This is a genomic window from Peteryoungia rhizophila, assembly GCF_004912145.1.
In the GTDB taxonomy this organism is placed as follows: Bacteria; Pseudomonadota; Alphaproteobacteria; order Rhizobiales; family Rhizobiaceae; genus Allorhizobium; species Allorhizobium rhizophilum.
The window spans coordinates 524288-538601 of sequence record NZ_STGT01000003.1; the positions used below are offsets into that span (position 1 = coordinate 524288).

15 protein-coding genes and 3 tRNA genes are annotated in these 14314 nt (G+C 61.2%); 2 read left to right on the plus strand and 16 right to left on the minus strand.

Going from position 1 to position 14314, the window contains the following annotated elements; all coding sequences use genetic code 11:
• Nucleotides 1-2: 2 nt before the first annotated feature.
• From nuoF to E9677_RS13725, 9 genes are all read right to left on the minus strand, one after another.
• Nucleotides 3-1307: an NADH-quinone oxidoreductase subunit NuoF gene (nuoF, locus tag E9677_RS13685; protein ID WP_136558627.1), complete on the minus strand. Its 1305-nt coding sequence runs from the start codon at nt 1305-1307 to the stop codon at nt 3-5.
• 11 nt (nt 1308-1318) lie between these two features.
• On the minus strand, nt 1319-2446 hold the full coding sequence (locus E9677_RS13690) for an NADH-quinone oxidoreductase subunit E (RefSeq protein WP_136558628.1): 1128 nt from the start codon (nt 2444-2446) through the stop codon (nt 1319-1321).
• Nucleotides 2447-2464: 18 nt separating this feature from the next.
• Nucleotides 2465-2707: a hypothetical protein gene (locus E9677_RS13695; protein ID WP_136558629.1), complete on the minus strand. Its 243-nt coding sequence runs from the start codon at nt 2705-2707 to the stop codon at nt 2465-2467.
• Nucleotides 2707-3897: an NADH-quinone oxidoreductase subunit D gene (locus E9677_RS13700; RefSeq protein WP_136558630.1), complete on the minus strand. Its 1191-nt coding sequence runs from the start codon at nt 3895-3897 to the stop codon at nt 2707-2709. Before E9677_RS13700 ends, E9677_RS13695 begins: the two co-directional genes overlap by 1 nt.
• A 17-nt stretch (nt 3898-3914) precedes the next feature.
• On the minus strand, nt 3915-4517 hold the full coding sequence (locus tag E9677_RS13705; protein ID WP_136558631.1) for an NADH-quinone oxidoreductase subunit C: 603 nt from the start codon (nt 4515-4517) through the stop codon (nt 3915-3917).
• An 18-nt stretch (nt 4518-4535) separates the two neighbouring features.
• Complete coding sequence (locus tag E9677_RS13710; protein WP_112242695.1) at nt 4536-5117, minus strand: NuoB/complex I 20 kDa subunit family protein; 582 nt, start codon at nt 5115-5117, stop codon at nt 4536-4538.
• Nucleotides 5108-5473, minus strand: coding sequence for an NADH-quinone oxidoreductase subunit A (locus tag E9677_RS13715; RefSeq protein ID WP_006727567.1), 366 nt, complete (start codon nt 5471-5473; stop codon nt 5108-5110). The genes E9677_RS13710 and E9677_RS13715 overlap by 10 nt, the downstream gene beginning before the upstream one ends.
• A gap of 265 nt (nt 5474-5738) precedes the next feature.
• A tRNA-Asp gene (locus tag E9677_RS13720) sits at nt 5739-5815 on the minus strand.
• A 63-nt stretch (nt 5816-5878) separates the two neighbouring features.
• Nucleotides 5879-5955: transfer RNA gene (locus E9677_RS13725), tRNA-Asp, on the minus strand.
• 338 nt (nt 5956-6293) lie between these two features.
• Here E9677_RS13725 and E9677_RS13730 point away from each other — a divergent pair.
• Nucleotides 6294-6369: transfer RNA gene (locus E9677_RS13730), tRNA-Val, on the plus strand.
• 22 nt (nt 6370-6391) lie between these two features.
• On the opposite strand, the gene E9677_RS13735 is transcribed toward E9677_RS13730, so the two are convergent.
• The 7 genes from E9677_RS13735 to E9677_RS13765 all read right to left on the minus strand — a co-directional run bounded on the left by E9677_RS13735 (nt 6392) and on the right by E9677_RS13765 (nt 13179).
• Complete coding sequence (locus tag E9677_RS13735; protein ID WP_136558632.1) at nt 6392-7111, minus strand: NYN domain-containing protein; 720 nt, start codon at nt 7109-7111, stop codon at nt 6392-6394.
• Nucleotides 7112-7271: 160 nt separating this feature from the next.
• The gene (locus tag E9677_RS13740) at nt 7272-8174 is read right to left on the minus strand and encodes a dihydrodipicolinate synthase family protein (RefSeq protein WP_136558633.1); all 903 of its coding nucleotides are present in this window, start codon (nt 8172-8174) and stop codon (nt 7272-7274) included.
• Between the two features lie 97 nt (nt 8175-8271).
• Entirely contained in the window at nt 8272-9003 is a 732-nt protein-coding gene (locus tag E9677_RS13745; RefSeq protein ID WP_136558634.1) for a GntR family transcriptional regulator, read from the minus strand.
• 112 nt (nt 9004-9115) lie between these two features.
• Complete coding sequence (locus tag E9677_RS13750; protein ID WP_136558635.1) at nt 9116-10132, minus strand: NAD-dependent epimerase/dehydratase family protein; 1017 nt, start codon at nt 10130-10132, stop codon at nt 9116-9118.
• A gap of 2 nt (nt 10133-10134) precedes the next feature.
• A complete protein-coding gene (locus tag E9677_RS13755) occupies nt 10135-11451 on the minus strand; it encodes a UDP-glucose dehydrogenase family protein (RefSeq protein ID WP_136558636.1) in 1317 nt (438 codons plus the stop codon).
• 205 nt (nt 11452-11656) lie between these two features.
• Nucleotides 11657-12982: an MFS transporter gene (locus E9677_RS13760; RefSeq protein WP_136558637.1), complete on the minus strand. Its 1326-nt coding sequence runs from the start codon at nt 12980-12982 to the stop codon at nt 11657-11659.
• Nucleotides 12983-13014: 32 nt separating this feature from the next.
• Entirely contained in the window at nt 13015-13179 is a 165-nt protein-coding gene (locus tag E9677_RS13765; protein WP_136558638.1) for a DUF2256 domain-containing protein, read from the minus strand.
• Nucleotides 13180-13317: 138 nt separating this feature from the next.
• Between E9677_RS13765 and E9677_RS13770 the strand changes: the two genes are divergently transcribed.
• Nucleotides 13318-14304 carry an aldo/keto reductase gene (locus E9677_RS13770; RefSeq protein WP_136558639.1) on the plus strand — a complete coding sequence of 329 codons (987 nt, stop codon included), beginning with the start codon at nt 13318-13320 and terminating at the stop codon, nt 14302-14304.
• Nucleotides 14305-14314: the final 10 nt, after the last annotated feature.

The following is a 14314-nucleotide window of genomic DNA, read 5'->3' on the forward strand; positions in this document are numbered from 1 at the left end:
CTTTACTCTGCCGCTTCCATGACCACCCCGTGGGCGATCGCGTTGCGGGTGTATTGATCGATGCGCTTTTCCATCTCCGGACGGAAATGCTTGATGAGGCCCTGGATCGGCCATGCGGCCGCATCACCCAGCGCACAGATCGTGTGGCCTTCGACCTGCTTGGTCACCTGGAAGAGCATGTCGATTTCACGCTTCTGGGCATTGCCCTTCACCATGCGTTCCATGACGCGCATCATCCAGCCGGTGCCTTCGCGGCACGGCGTGCACTGGCCACAGCTCTCGTGCTTGTAGAAGGCAGAGAGGCGCCAGATGGCCTTCACGATGTCGGTCGACTTGTCCATGACGATGACGGCGGCAGTGCCGAGGCCGGAGCCCAGCTCGCGCAGACCGTCATAGTCCATGATGGCGTCCTTCATCTGGGCGCCCGGCACGCAAGGCACCGAGGAGCCGCCCGGGATGACGGCGAGCAGGTTATCCCAGCCGCCGCGAATGCCGCCACAATGCTTCTCGATCAGCTCCTGGAAGGTGATCGACATGGCATCCTCGACCGTGCACGGCTTGTTGACGTGGCCGGAGATCGAGAAAAGCTTGGTGCCGGCATTGTTCGGACGGCCGAAGCTCGAATACCAGGACGCACCGCGACGAAGGATGGTCGGGGCAACGGCGATCGATTCGACATTGTTGACCGTGGTCGGGCAGCCGTAGAGGCCCATGTTCGCCGGGAATGGGGGCTTCAGACGCGGCTGGCCCTTCTTGCCTTCCAGGCTTTCCAGAAGTGCCGTCTCTTCGCCGCAGATATAAGCGCCCGCGCCGTGATGCACGACGATGTCGATGTCGTAGCCGAGCTTGTTGTTCTTGCCGAGCAGACCGTAGTCGTAGCACTCGTCGATCGCAGCCTGCAGGGCTTCACGCTCGCGCATGAATTCGCCGCGGACATAGATGAAGGCATGATGCGCGTTCATGGCAAAGGAGGCGATGACGCAGCCTTCGATCAGGGTGTGCGGATCATGGCGCATGATCTCGCGGTCCTTGCAGGTGCCGGGTTCCGACTCGTCGGCATTGACGACGAGATAATGCGGACGGCCGTCTGATTCCTTCGGCATGAAGGACCACTTAAGACCGGTGGGGAAGCCTGCGCCGCCGCGACCGCGAAGACCGGAGGCTTTCATCTCGTTGATGATCCAGTCCCGACCCTTCTCGAGGATCTGCTTGGTGCCGTCCCAATGGCCGCGCGACATCGCGCCCTTCAGGGACTTGTCCTTGAGGCCGTAGATATTCGTAAAGATGCGATCCTGATCTCTCAACATATCCTAACCTCTCAGCGCGGCTTCTTGCCGAAGACCTTGATGTATTCCGCTTCGCCGCCCTTGGCGAGCGCCTTGGCCTGCTTGACCCAGTCGTCACGTTCGATGCGGCCGGAGAACTTGAGATAGGTGTCGACCCACTCACGCTCCGCCTTCTTCCACTTGGCGATCTGCTCGAACTTGTAGACGCCGAGACCGTTCAGCGTCACCTCGATCTTCGGACCGACGCCCGAAATCATCTTCAAGTCGTCTGGCGTTTCCGGACGCTCGATGCCTGCGGGTCGGTTCTTCTCGTCCATGACGGGAGCAACAGGCGTCGCTGCGGCTTCCTTTTCGACCGGGCGGGCCGTATCGGCATTGTCGCCCTTCTGCTTGACGTTCTCGGCGGCCGCCTTCTTGGCGGTTGCCGGAGTCTTCAGGGTCTTGTCGGTTTCCGGCGCATCCGTCACGGGCTTGGCCGCGTTCGCCGGCGGCACAGACACCTCTTCGGTCTTTGCCGGTGCCGGCGTGTCGTTGAAACGGATCGGCTGAATGTCGTCGGTCAGCGTGGTCGGACCACCGACGGGTGCCGAGAAGATGCGATCGACCTGCGGACCCGGCTTGATGTCGGAACCCTTGCCTGCAGCGAAACGATCGATGATGTGCTCGAGCTGCGTGACCGTCAGATCTTCATAGGCATCCTTGAAGATCATCACCATCGGCGCATTGACGCAGGCGCCCTGACACTCGACCTCTTCCCAGGACAGCGTGCCTTCGGCATTGCGCTCGAAGGGCTCCGGATGGATCCTGGACTTGCAGACGTGAATGAGATCCTCGGCGCCGCGCAACATGCAGGGCGTAGTACCGCAAACCTGGATATGCGCGCGGGTGCCGACCGGCTTCAGCTGGAACTGCGTGTAGAAGGTCGCGACTTCGAGGACGCGGATGAAGGGCATGTCGAGCATCTCGCCGACGTGCTCAATCGCGGCCTTCGTGACCCAGCCTTCCTGCTCCTGCGCCCGCATCAACAGCGGGATCACCGCCGATTGCTGGCGGCCAGCCGGGTATTTGCGGATCGTTGCCTCAGCCCAGGCGATGTTTTCCGCATTGAAGGAAAACCCTGCGGGCTGGAATTGCTCTTCGGCTAGTCGACGAACGGACATACTTCCTCACGCCTTGTCTCAGTTTATGGAACCACACCGCGTATTCGTCACATTGGCGAATTCGCAGGCATAGGCCGAATTGTCTTTCTGGAGGAATACGAAAAGCTTCGAGCCGGTCCAGCTGGAGCTCTTGATCTCGTATCCATCCTTGATCAGCTTGGCCATCGACACTGAATCCCTCGACGAGATCGCGCCGCTCTCCTGGGCCACCGCCTGGGTGGCACCGAGACAGATCAGCGCTGTGACGAGGATTTTCAGCATCAGCGGTCTACTTCCCCGAACACGATGTCGAGCGAGCCGAGGATCGCCGAGACGTCGGCCAACTGGTGGCCGCGGCACAGGAAATCCATGGCCTGCAGATGCGCATAGCCCGGGGCGCGGATCTTGCAGCGATAGGGCTTGTTGGTGCCGTCGGAGACGAGGAAAACGCCGAATTCGCCCTTGGGGGCTTCGACAGCGGCATAAACCTCACCGGCCGGCACGTGATAGCCTTCGGTGTAGAGCTTGAAGTGGTGGATGAGCCCTTCCATCGAGCGCTTCATCTCGCCACGCTTCGGCGGAACGACCTTGCCGTCCAGCGACGAAACCGGACCGGTCTTCGCATCGCCCAACAGACGGTTGACGCACTGCTTCATGATCTTCACCGACTCGCGCATTTCGAACATGCGGATCAGGTAACGGTCATAGCAGTCGCCGTTCTTGCCGACCATGATGTCGAAGTCGAGATCGGCGTAGCACTCGTAGGGCTGCGACTTGCGCAGATCCCAGGCAGCGCCGGAACCGCGGACCATGACGCCCGAGAAGCCCCAGGCCCAGCAATCGTCCAGGCTGACAACGCCGATATCGACGTTGCGCTGCTTGAAGATACGGTTGCCGGTCAGGAGGTCGTCGATGTCGTCGAGTTTTTCCGGGAACTGGTCACACCACTTGCCGATGTCCTCGACCAGCTGGTGGGGCAGATCCTGGTGAACGCCGCCGGGACGGATATAGGCGGCATGCATGCGCGAGCCGGAGGCACGCTCATAGAACACCATCAGCTTTTCGCGCTCCTCGAAGCCCCAGAGCGGCGGCGTCAGCGCGCCGACGTCCATGGCCTGCGTGGTGACGTTCAGGAGATGCGACAGGATACGGCCGATTTCCGAATAGAGAACGCGGATCAGCTGGCCGCGGATCGGAATTTCGATGCCGAGCAGCTTTTCGACGGCCAGCGAATAGGCATGTTCCTGGTTCATCGGCGCGACATAGTCGAGACGATCGAAATAGGGCAGCGCCTGCAGATAGGTCTTTGTCTCGATCAGCTTTTCGGTGCCGCGATGCAGAAGGCCGATATGCGGATCGACGCGCTCGACGATTTCACCATCGAGTTCCAGAACAAGGCGCAGAACGCCGTGCGCGGCCGGATGCTGCGGGCCAAAGTTGATGTTGAAGTTGCGGACGTTGTGTTCGTTCATGGTCCCTGCCCTTCCGCTCACTTGGCCGCTTTTTCATCGCCGGGCAGCACGTAATCCGTGCCTTCCCAAGGCGAGAGGAAGTCGAAATTGCGGAATTCCTGCTTGAGCTCGACCGGTTCGTAAACGACGCGCTTGGCGCTGTCATCGTAGCGAACCTCGACGAAGCCGGTCGTGGGGAAGTCCTTGCGGAGCGGATGCCCTTCGAAGCCGTAATCCGTCAGGATGCGTCGCAGGTCCGGGTGATCCGTGAAGAGGATGCCGTACATGTCCCAGGCTTCACGCTCGAACCAATCGGCGCCCGGATAGACGGGGCAAGCGGACGGCACCGGCTTGAACTCGCCGGTCGCGACCTTGATGCGGATGCGAAGGTTCTGGCGTGGCGACAGCAGGTGATAGACCACGTCGAAGCGGTCTTCGCGCTTCGGGTAGTCGACACCGCAGATGTCGATCAGGTTGACGAAGGCGCATTGCACATCGTCCCGCAGGAAGGTCAGGAGCGAGATCAGGTTTTCCGACTTCGCCGTCAGCGTCAGCTCACCGTAATGGATTTCGCTCGACGCGATCAGCGCACCCCGCATTTCGGCGAGGTAGGAGGCAAGCTCGTTCAGGGCTTCACTCATGTTTTCAGTCCCTTCGCCTTACCGCTCGATCGTGCCCGTGCGCCGGATCTTCTTCTGCAGGAGCATCACGCCGTAAAGCAGAGCTTCTGCCGTGGGGGGACAGCCCGGCACGTAGATATCGACCGGCACGACGCGGTCGCAGCCGCGCACGACGGAATAGGAATAATGATAGTAGCCGCCGCCATTGGCGCAGGAGCCCATCGAGATGACATAACGCGGCTCCGGCATCTGGTCGTAGACCTTGCGGAGTGCTGGCGCCATCTTGTTGGTCAGCGTGCCGGCAACGATCATCACGTCGGACTGGCGCGGCGAGGCGCGCGGCGCAAAGCCGAAGCGCTCGGCGTCGTAACGCGGCATCGACAGCTGCATCATCTCGACGGCGCAGCAGGCCAGACCAAAGGTCATCCACATCAGCGAGCCGGTGCGGGCCCAATTGATCAACTCGTCGGTCGAGGTGACGAGAAAGCCCTTGTCGGCGAGCTCGTTGTTGATCTCGCCGAAGAAACGGTCGTCGCTGCCGATAGGCTTGCCCGTGTTGGGGTCAATGATGCCCTTGGCCTGAGGCGCCACCATCGTGGCGTCGGATTGGATCACTCCCATTCGAGCGCCCCCTTCTTCCATTCATAGATAAAGCCGACGGTGAGAACACCGAGGAAAACCATCATCGACCAGAAGCCGAACCAGCCGATCTCACCGAAAGACACCGCCCAGGGAAACAGGAAGGCGACTTCGAGGTCGAAGATGATGAAGAGGATCGACACCAGGTAGAAGCGGATGTCGAACTTCATGCGCGCATCGTCGAACGCATTGAAGCCGCACTCGTAGGCCGACAGCTTCTCCGAATCGGGCGCCTTGTAAGCCACGGCAAACGGCGCCACGAGAAGCGCGATACCGATGATCAAGGATATACCGATGAAGATGGCGATCGGAAGGTAAGAACCGAGCAGTTCAGTCATCATATCACCCTGCTTGTCTCGCATGCCTGATGGCATCTAGGGCGGAGTCGACAAGCCGTAAAGAGAGTTGCAACGGGCCGTGGTTAGCGCAGGCAGCCACCCAGCGCAAGTCCAACCAAAGCCTTTTCACCCGATACCGGACCGCACCTTACCAGCGGGTAAAATGCCTGTCTCGCGCAATCGCGCGTGCACTGCAAAAAGACACAGCAATGATCCCGCCATCGGCGGCGCGCACTTGGGAGATTTCACTTCGGAGAATTAGAAGTGGCGCGAGTGACGGGGCTCGAACCCGCGACCTCCGGCGTGACAGGCCGGCACTCTAACCAACTGAGCTACACCCGCGCATTTCATGGGGTTGGTCCCATGTCTTCGCTGCCTGAGCAGCATGCCCTGAAGGCTTTGGAATGGCGCGAGTGACGGGGCTCGAACCCGCGACCTCCGGCGTGACAGGCCGGCACTCTAACCAACTGAGCTACACCCGCGCATTTCCAAATCGGGGTTCAAGGCGATCCCCGTCGAGCGGCTTGCCGTTCGATGACCGGCTCTCTACGGGGTTCATTTGGAGGTGTCAAGCAGCTTTCAAGACAAAACCGTGACCGCCCGATTTTTCTGTCGCAGCCCTCCTCCGGGCTCGTCGGCAGCATCTTCTTCGCGACAACGCGCCGCAGGCGGAAAACAAGGATTCTCGTCGCTTATCCACATGACGCGAGCATGCCGCATGACAAAAAAACAAAAAATCTGCATAATCGCTCTTGCGGATTTTCCACGATCCGCATAGATCACGGCCACCGACGCGGCGGACATGATCCGATCAGCGCCCGGGCGATTAGCTCAGTTGGTAGAGCGCCTCGTTTACACCGAGGATGTCGGCGGTTCGAGTCCGTCATCGCCCACCATATTTTCCGTTGCATCTACCGTTCAAGTTTTGCGCAGTCTGATGCGCATTCCTTTTCCTTCGGATTGTTCGACATCGAACGCACCCGATTTGCGAATTAGGTCGCTCAATTTGGACGAACCATAGGTCCGCGAATCGAAATCTGACTTCAGATTGGACAATTGTGTGCCGAGCGCGGACAGCGCGACCCAGCCGTCCTCACTGTCGATATCGGCCAAAACGCGTTTAATGATCGGCACTGCAGCACTCGGCGGTTTCAGCAGCGAAGCACTCTTCGCATCACCACCGGCGACTGGCTGAACTCCAATGTTCTCCGTGTAGATGAACCGTCGGCAGGCCTGCCGAAAGCTCTCAGGCGTCTTCTGTTCGCCAAAACCAAACACGTCAACACCCTGCTCGCGTATCCGCGAAGCGAGCCGGGTGAAGTCGCTGTCGGACGAAACCAGGCAGAACCCATCGAAACGTCCACTGAGCAACAAATCCATCGCATCGATGACGAGGGTTATGTCAGAGGCGTTCTTGCCGGTCGTATATGCGAATTGCTGCTGCGGTATGATGGCATGGCGGGTCAGCGTTTCGATCCAGCCCCGAGATCGTGGGCTGGAGAAATCCCCATAGATGCGCCTGACGCTTGCCTCCCCCAAGCGGGCAATTTCCTCGAACAAGCCGTCGGCGATCTTGCTGGAAGTGTTATCAGCATCAATCAGAACAGCGAGGCGCTTCAGGCGATCGTTGGCTGCCATTCCACATCTCCTGATTTATGGCCAAAGCAAATTGCCACCCCAACCGGCAGTCGTAAAGTTCAACCGTCATGTAAGCATTAGCAAACAAGGCGGTGCCGAAACACCAAAGGCCCGCCGGATCGCTCCGACGGGCCTTTCTCATTCGGATGAAGTCTAAAGCTTACTTCCCGCCCACAGGCCGCGTCGCCGCCGCCTTCTCGACCATCGCAGTCACTTCCGCACGGCGGGCGCCTTCCAGCGGCATGCGCGGCATGCGGACGCGCTCGGAACCGCGACCCATGATCTGCTCGGCGAGCTTGATCGACTGGACGAGGTCGTGTTCAGCATCGAGATGCAAGAGCGGCATGAACCAGCGGTAGATGCGGCGGGCTTCCATCCAGTCGCCACGGTCGGCGGCGGCAACCAGCGCCACCGATTCGGCCGGGAAGGCGCTGGTGAGGCCGGAGACCCAACCCTTGGCGCCCAGCATCAAACCTTCGAGGGCCACGTCGTCGAGGCCGGCGAAGATGTCGTAGCGGTCGCCGAAGGCGTTGATCAGGTCGGTGAAGCGGCGCGGATCCGGCGCGCTTTCCTTGACGGCCTTGATGTTCTTCACGCCGTCGAGGGCTTCCAGCACTTCCGCGCCGATGTTGACGCGGTAGGCGGGCGGGTTGTTGTAGAGCATGATCGGCAGGCCGGTCGCCTCGGCTACCGTCTTGAAATGGGCGACCAGCTCATGCGGCTTCGGCACATAGACCATGGCCGGCAGGAGCATCAGGCCGTCTGCGCCGATCTTTTCCGCGTCGCGGGCATAGGCCGAGGCGCGGCGGGTATCGAATTCCGACACGCCCGTCACGATCGGCACGCGGCCATTCACCACCTCGACGGCGGCCTTCAGAATCGTGCGCTTTTCTTCCGGATCGAGCGAGTTGTTCTCGCCGCAGGTGCCCATGACGATCAGGCCGTTGACGCCATCGTTGACGAGGGCGTCAAGCACACGCTGGGTCGCGTCGATGTCGACCGAGAAATCTTCATGGAATTGAGTTGTTGCGGCGGGGAATACGCCGTGCCAGCCAGTGGTCATGGGAAGCTCCTGTTGATGAGGTGACTTAACCGTATACAGTTTGTCGACAAAAGCAAGAGGCGTGTTTCAGCTACCGCTGAAACGGGTGATTTGCGGGTCAGAGGTTTGGGAGTTTGGCCGCGGCGGCAATGTTGCGCGCCACGTAATCCTGGATCTGGCGGACGATCTGGTCGGCATGGGCAATCGACAGCCTGTCCGCCTCTTGCACATCGCCTGATCGGATCGCCTCGATGATCTTCTCGTGTTCCTCGACATAGCGGCGCGGCAGACGGTCGTCGAAAGTCTGATAGTAGAGGCGCAGGATCCGGCGTCCCTCATCGAGCAGGCGGGCGAAGAATGTGGTGTAGTAGGAATTGCCGGCACGTTCGGCGATGGCGACGTGGAATTCCCTGTTGGCCTCGATCATGGCGAAGGCGTCCTGCGCCTCGACCGCCTGGGCAAAAGCATGCTGGTGGCGGACGATTTCTGCCATCCAGGCCTCGCCGGAGCGCTGGGCAGCACCGCGCGTCGTCACGCGGTACATCAGGCAGAGCGCTTCGAAATAGGTGGGCAGGCTGGAGAAATCGATGACCGCGACGATGGTGTTGCGGTTGGGCAGGCTGGTGACCAGGCCGTCAGAGGTCAGGCGCAGCAGCGCCTCGCGAATCGGTGTGCGCGACATGCCGAAATGCTCGGAGAGGCGCGTTTCGTCGAGCGGGCTGCCCGGCGCGCGCTCCATGGTCAGGATTTCGTGGCGTAGCGCCTTGTAGACCGATTCGCTGCCGGAGCCGCGGATGCGTGCCCCCTCGCCCTTCACGGCCTCGGTGTCTGCGCTGCTTGCCTCGTCCATGCCTGTCGTCCCGCTCTATCGGCAAACGCCGCAGCCTACCGTTCGGTGCCAGAACAGCTGTTAACGGCCACGAAAGTCAAGGCTGGGGTCAACGCCAATGCAGCGTGCTCTCTCAGCCCTGCAATTCCGGGCGGGCCTCGAGATACCATTCAACGAAGGCCTTCACGCCGTCTTCGAGCTTCGTGGTCGGGGTGTAGCCGGTCAGCGCCTGCAGGAGATCAGGTGCTGCATAGGTGCGCGGCACGTCGCCCTTCTGCATCGGCAGCATGTGGCGGATCGCCGGCTGGCCGAGCGCCCTCTCCACCATTTCGACGAAGTCCATCAGGTTTTCAGGTTGGCCGCCGCCAATATTGACGAGGCGGAACGGTGCCTGACGCGACAGGGTCTCGATGTGATCGTCGGGAACGCGATTCGATTCGTCCGGGATCACATGCGAGATGCGGACGATCGCCTCGACGAGATCGTCGATATAGGTGAAGTCGCGGCTCATCTGGCCTTCGCCATAGATCTCGATCGGCTGGTCGTTCAGCATCAGATCGACGAACTTAAACAGCGCCATGTCCGGCCGGCCCCAGGGGCCGTAGACCGTGAAGAAGCGGAAGGCCGTGGTCGGCGTCTTGTAGAGATGGGCATGGGCATGCGCCATCAGCTCCATCGACTTTTTCGTCGCGGCATAGATGGTCAGCGGCTCGTCGGCCCGGTCCGTCTCGCGGAAGGGCACCGTCGGATTGGCGCCGTAGATCGAGGAGGTGGAGGCGAGCATCAGGTGCTTGACCTTGTGGCGCTCGGCAAGCTCGATGATGTTGTAAGAGCCGGTGACGTTGGAGGTCAGATAGGATTGCGGATTTTCCAGGCTGTAGCGTACGCCTGCCTGGGCTGCGAGGTGGATGACCACATCCGGCTTGGCCGTCGCCATGGCCTCTTCGACCGCTGAACGATCCTCCAGCCTGGCAATGACTGGTGTGAATGAGGGATACTGCGCCAGCGCCGCGTGGCGCATCTGCTTGAGCTTGACGTTGTAATAGGGCGTCAGGCCGTCGAAGCCGGTCACGTCATGCCCGTCGGCCAGGAGACGCCGGGCGAGATGAAAGCCGATGAAGCCGGCGGTGCCGGTGATGAAGTAATGCATGCTCAGGCCTTCACCTTCCGCTTGCCGATCGGGACATGGCTGAAGCCGTATTTCTCCATCTCCTCCGGCTTGTAGATGTTGCGCAGGTCGACGATGACGGGCGCCTTCATCTCCTGCTTGAGGCGGCGGAAATCGAGCGCGCGGAACTCGTCCCATTCAGTAACAACAACGATCGCCTCGGCATCGATCGCGATCTCGTAAGGGTTCTTGCCATAGGTCACGGGCCCGAGCACGGCCTTGGCCGCTTCCATGCCTTCGGGGTCGAAGACATGGACGTCTGCACCGCCGTCGAGCAGCGCCTGGACGATGGTGATGGCGGGTGCATCGCGCATGTCGTCGGTGTTCGGTTTGAAGGTCAGGCCGAGCACGGCGATCTTCTTGCCACGCACAGTGCCGTCACAGGCGGCGATCACCTTGCGGCCCATGGCCCGCTTGCGGGTATCGTTGATGGCAACCGTCGTCTCGATCAGCCGCATCGGGCTGCCGTAGTCCTGTGCCGTCTTGACCAGCGCCAGCGTGTCCTTCGGAAAGCAGGAGCCGCCATAGCCGGGGCCGGCATGGAGGAACTTGTCGCCGATGCGCTTGTCCATGCCGATGCCCTTGGCGACCTTCTGCACATCTGCCCCGATATGCTCGCAGAGATCGGCAATCTCGTTGATGAAGGTGATCTTCATCGCCAGGAAAGCGTTCGCCGCGTATTTGATCAGCTCGGAGGTGCGGCGTTCGCAGAAATAGAGCGGTGCCTCGTTGAGATAGAGCGGGCGATAGACCTCACGCATCAGTTCGGTAGCGCGCTCTTCACTCGTGCCGATGACGATGCGGTCCGGGCGCTTGAAGTCGGTGATGGCCGCCCCTTCGCGCAGGAATTCCGGGTTCGAGACGACGGCGATGTCCTTCTCGGGAAACTCCTCGCGGAAGATGCGCTCGATCTCATCACCTGTGCCGACAGGCACCGTAGACTTGGTGACGACGACCGTAAAGCCGGTCACGGCAGCGGCGATCTCGCGGGCGGCGGCGTAGACGTAAGTGAGGTCGGCATGACCGTCGCCTCGGCGAGACGGCGTGCCGACAGCGATGAAGACGACATCGGCATTGGCGACCGGGCCGGCGAGATCGAGCGAGAAGCTCAGGCGGCCGGAGGCGCGGTTATGGGCGATGATCGCCTCCAGCCCGGGCTCGAAGATCGGCACTTCACCCCGCTCCAGCGCCTCGACCTTTTCCGTCGACTTGTCGACACAGATCACCTCGTGACCGAAGTCCGCCAGACAGGCTCCCGACACCAGGCCGACATAACCCGAACCGATCATAACAATGCGCATTCAACACCTATATCGACCAAATATTGTACCCACCCCCGGGCTTGGCCGGTTGTGAAGCATAAAACACGACGCGGAGATGACAAACCGTGAACGCGAGCAGCGTTCTGCAATGAAAATGAAAAAAGTCGTAATCTTCACGCGAGCCTACTGACTCATAGGGCCGATCTAGCTGCCGCCTGCAGATCTGTCAAAGACACTCAAGCTCTCAGGTCTTGCCGACAAGGCTCGAGCGCAGCCTTTGATGAGCCGCCTCATCAAGGGAGAAATTCCACATCAAGGCAATGGCTGCCAGTTTCGGCAGAATGGGCAGGAAGGCATAGAGCGCGGTCAACGTCGTCAGCGCCTGTGGCGTCTGGGTCGCCGTCTGACTTCCGATGAAGCCCGCGAGGTCGAGCAGCGGGAAAACGACGCCAGCGGACAGGGCGACAGCGAGCTTGGTGATGAAACTCCAGGCAGCGAAATAGAGACCGGAGCGCTGTTCGCCTGATGACACGGTGTCGTTGTCGATGACATCGGCCTGAATGGCCGGTGGCAGCGTCAGATCGAAGCCAAGCAGCAGGCCAGTGACGACACAGACGACGGTGAAGGCGAGAACATCGCCCTCCCCGAGGAAGCCGGCGACCGAGAAGACCGCACAGGCGAGTATCATGGCGAAGCACCAGGCGCGGTGTTTGCCGAGGCGTTTCGCGGTTGCGACCGCCAGCGGCACACCGGCGATCGCGCAGAGGAAATAGATGAAGAGCAGAGGGCCCTGCATGGCGGGAGCACCGAGGCGCTGGCCGACGAAATAGATGAAGAGTGATGCGGGGATCGCATTGGCGAAGCTGTTGAGCAGGAAGGCGGAGGCGAGCCGCAGGAAGGGGCCGTTGGCGCGCAGATGGCGGAAACCCTCCCGCAAGGACAGCTTGCGCCGGGAGAAGTCTACCGGCTCGGGCACATTTGCCACGGCAAGCAGGCCCGCGAGAGGCAGGGCGACGGCAATGAAGACGGCGATCCAGGCAAGGCCATGGAAGCCGACCGCCGTATCCAGGCCGCCGACGAAGGGCAGCGTGATGGCAATCAGCGAGCCGACGAGGGTCGCCCCTTCCCGCCAGGCGGAGAGCTTGACGCGGGCCTGGTAGCCGGTCGCAAGTTCCGCCCCCCAGGCCGTGTAGGGCAGCAGAGACCAGGTGGCGCCAATCGAGAGCGCGACACCCCAGAAGGCAAGATAACCGACACCGGCATCCTGAGGCGGCCAGAAGAGCATGAAGGCCGCGAGCGCCGTCAGCGGCGTCGAGATCAGAAAGAAGAAGCGGCGACGACCGAAGCGGGAGCGGACCCGATCGGAAAGCCAGCCGAACAGTGGATCGGTGATCGCATCGATCAGGCGGATACCGAGCAGCACGGCCCCGATCGTCGCCAGCGACATGGCGAAGTGATCGGCATAGAAGGTCGGCAGCACGATGTAGAAGGGAAGCGCGATCGCAGCCATGGGGATCGCGGGCAGAGCGTAGAACGCGAGGCGGGAGGACGCCGGAGCCTGGTCTGTCATGGGTGTCCGATCACTGGTCTGTTTGTACTTGTTTACGGCTTGTCGGCGCTTCCGGTTTTGCCGGATCGACGGCACCGTTCGGAACAGTAGACGACGTTCTCCCAGTCCCGCTCCCACTTCTTGCGCCAGGTGAAGGGTTTGCGGCAGACCGGACAGGTCTTCTGGGGCAGATCGCCCTTGCGGATCATCTTCGACATTCACTTCTCCGGCTTCCTGCCCTCGCAATTCGGATTTGACGCCGGAGCGGATCACTTCAAGACAATCAAGCAGTTGAAGCTTGCCACCCCCTGCCCCACTTGCTAGCTCGGAACCGCAATCACGGGAGAGACAATACGATGCGAGAACATTCCTTCGGCCGGACAGAATTCACCGTCAGCGATATCGGCTTCGGTGCCTGGCAGATCGGTGGATCCTGGGGCGAAGTATCGGAGGCCGACGGTCGGGCGGCACTCAATGCGGCCCTAGATGCGGGCATGACGTTTATCGACACGGCAGACGTCTACGGCGACGGCCGGTCGGAGAAGATCATCGCCGAGGTGCTGAAGGCGCGGGGCGGCACGCGGCCGATGGTGGCGTCCAAGGCCGGGCGGAGGCTCAACCCGCATGTGGCTGATGGTTACACCAAGGCCAATATCGAGGCCTTCATTGACCGGTCGCTGAAGAACCTCGAAATCGACAGCCTTGATCTCGTGCAGCTGCACTGCCCGCCGACCGACGTCTACTACCGTCAGGAGATGTTCGAGGGGCTGGAAGAGATCCGCAAGTCCGGCAAGATCAAGCATTACGGCGTGTCGGTCGAAAAGGTCGAGGAAGCGCTGAAGGCAATCGAATATCCGGGCGTCGTCTCGGTGCAGATCATCTTCAACATGTTCCGCCAGCGCCCGGCTGCCCTCTTCTTCCAGGAAGCCAAGCGGCGCAATGTGGCCGTGATCGCGCGCGTGCCGTTGGCAAGCGGTCTGCTTTCGGGCAAGATCACGGCTGCGACGCAGTTTGCCGCCGAAGATCACCGCAACTTCAACCGCAATGGCGAGGCCTTCGACGTTGGCGAGACCTTTGCCGGCGTACCCTTCGAGACGGGTCTTGCTGCGGTCGAAGAAGTTCGCAAGCTGGTGCCGGCTGACGCCTCGATGGCGCAGTTTGCGCTGCGCTGGATCCTGATGCACGAGGCCGTCACCGTGGTGATCCCCGGTGCACGCAATGGCGAGCAGGCCAAGGCAAACGCTGCGGCCTCCGATCTCGCGGCCCTGTCTGCCGATGTCATGGCAGCGTCGCGCGAGGTCTATGAGCGGCTGATCGCGCCGCATGTGCATCACCGCTGGTAACCAGGCTTCA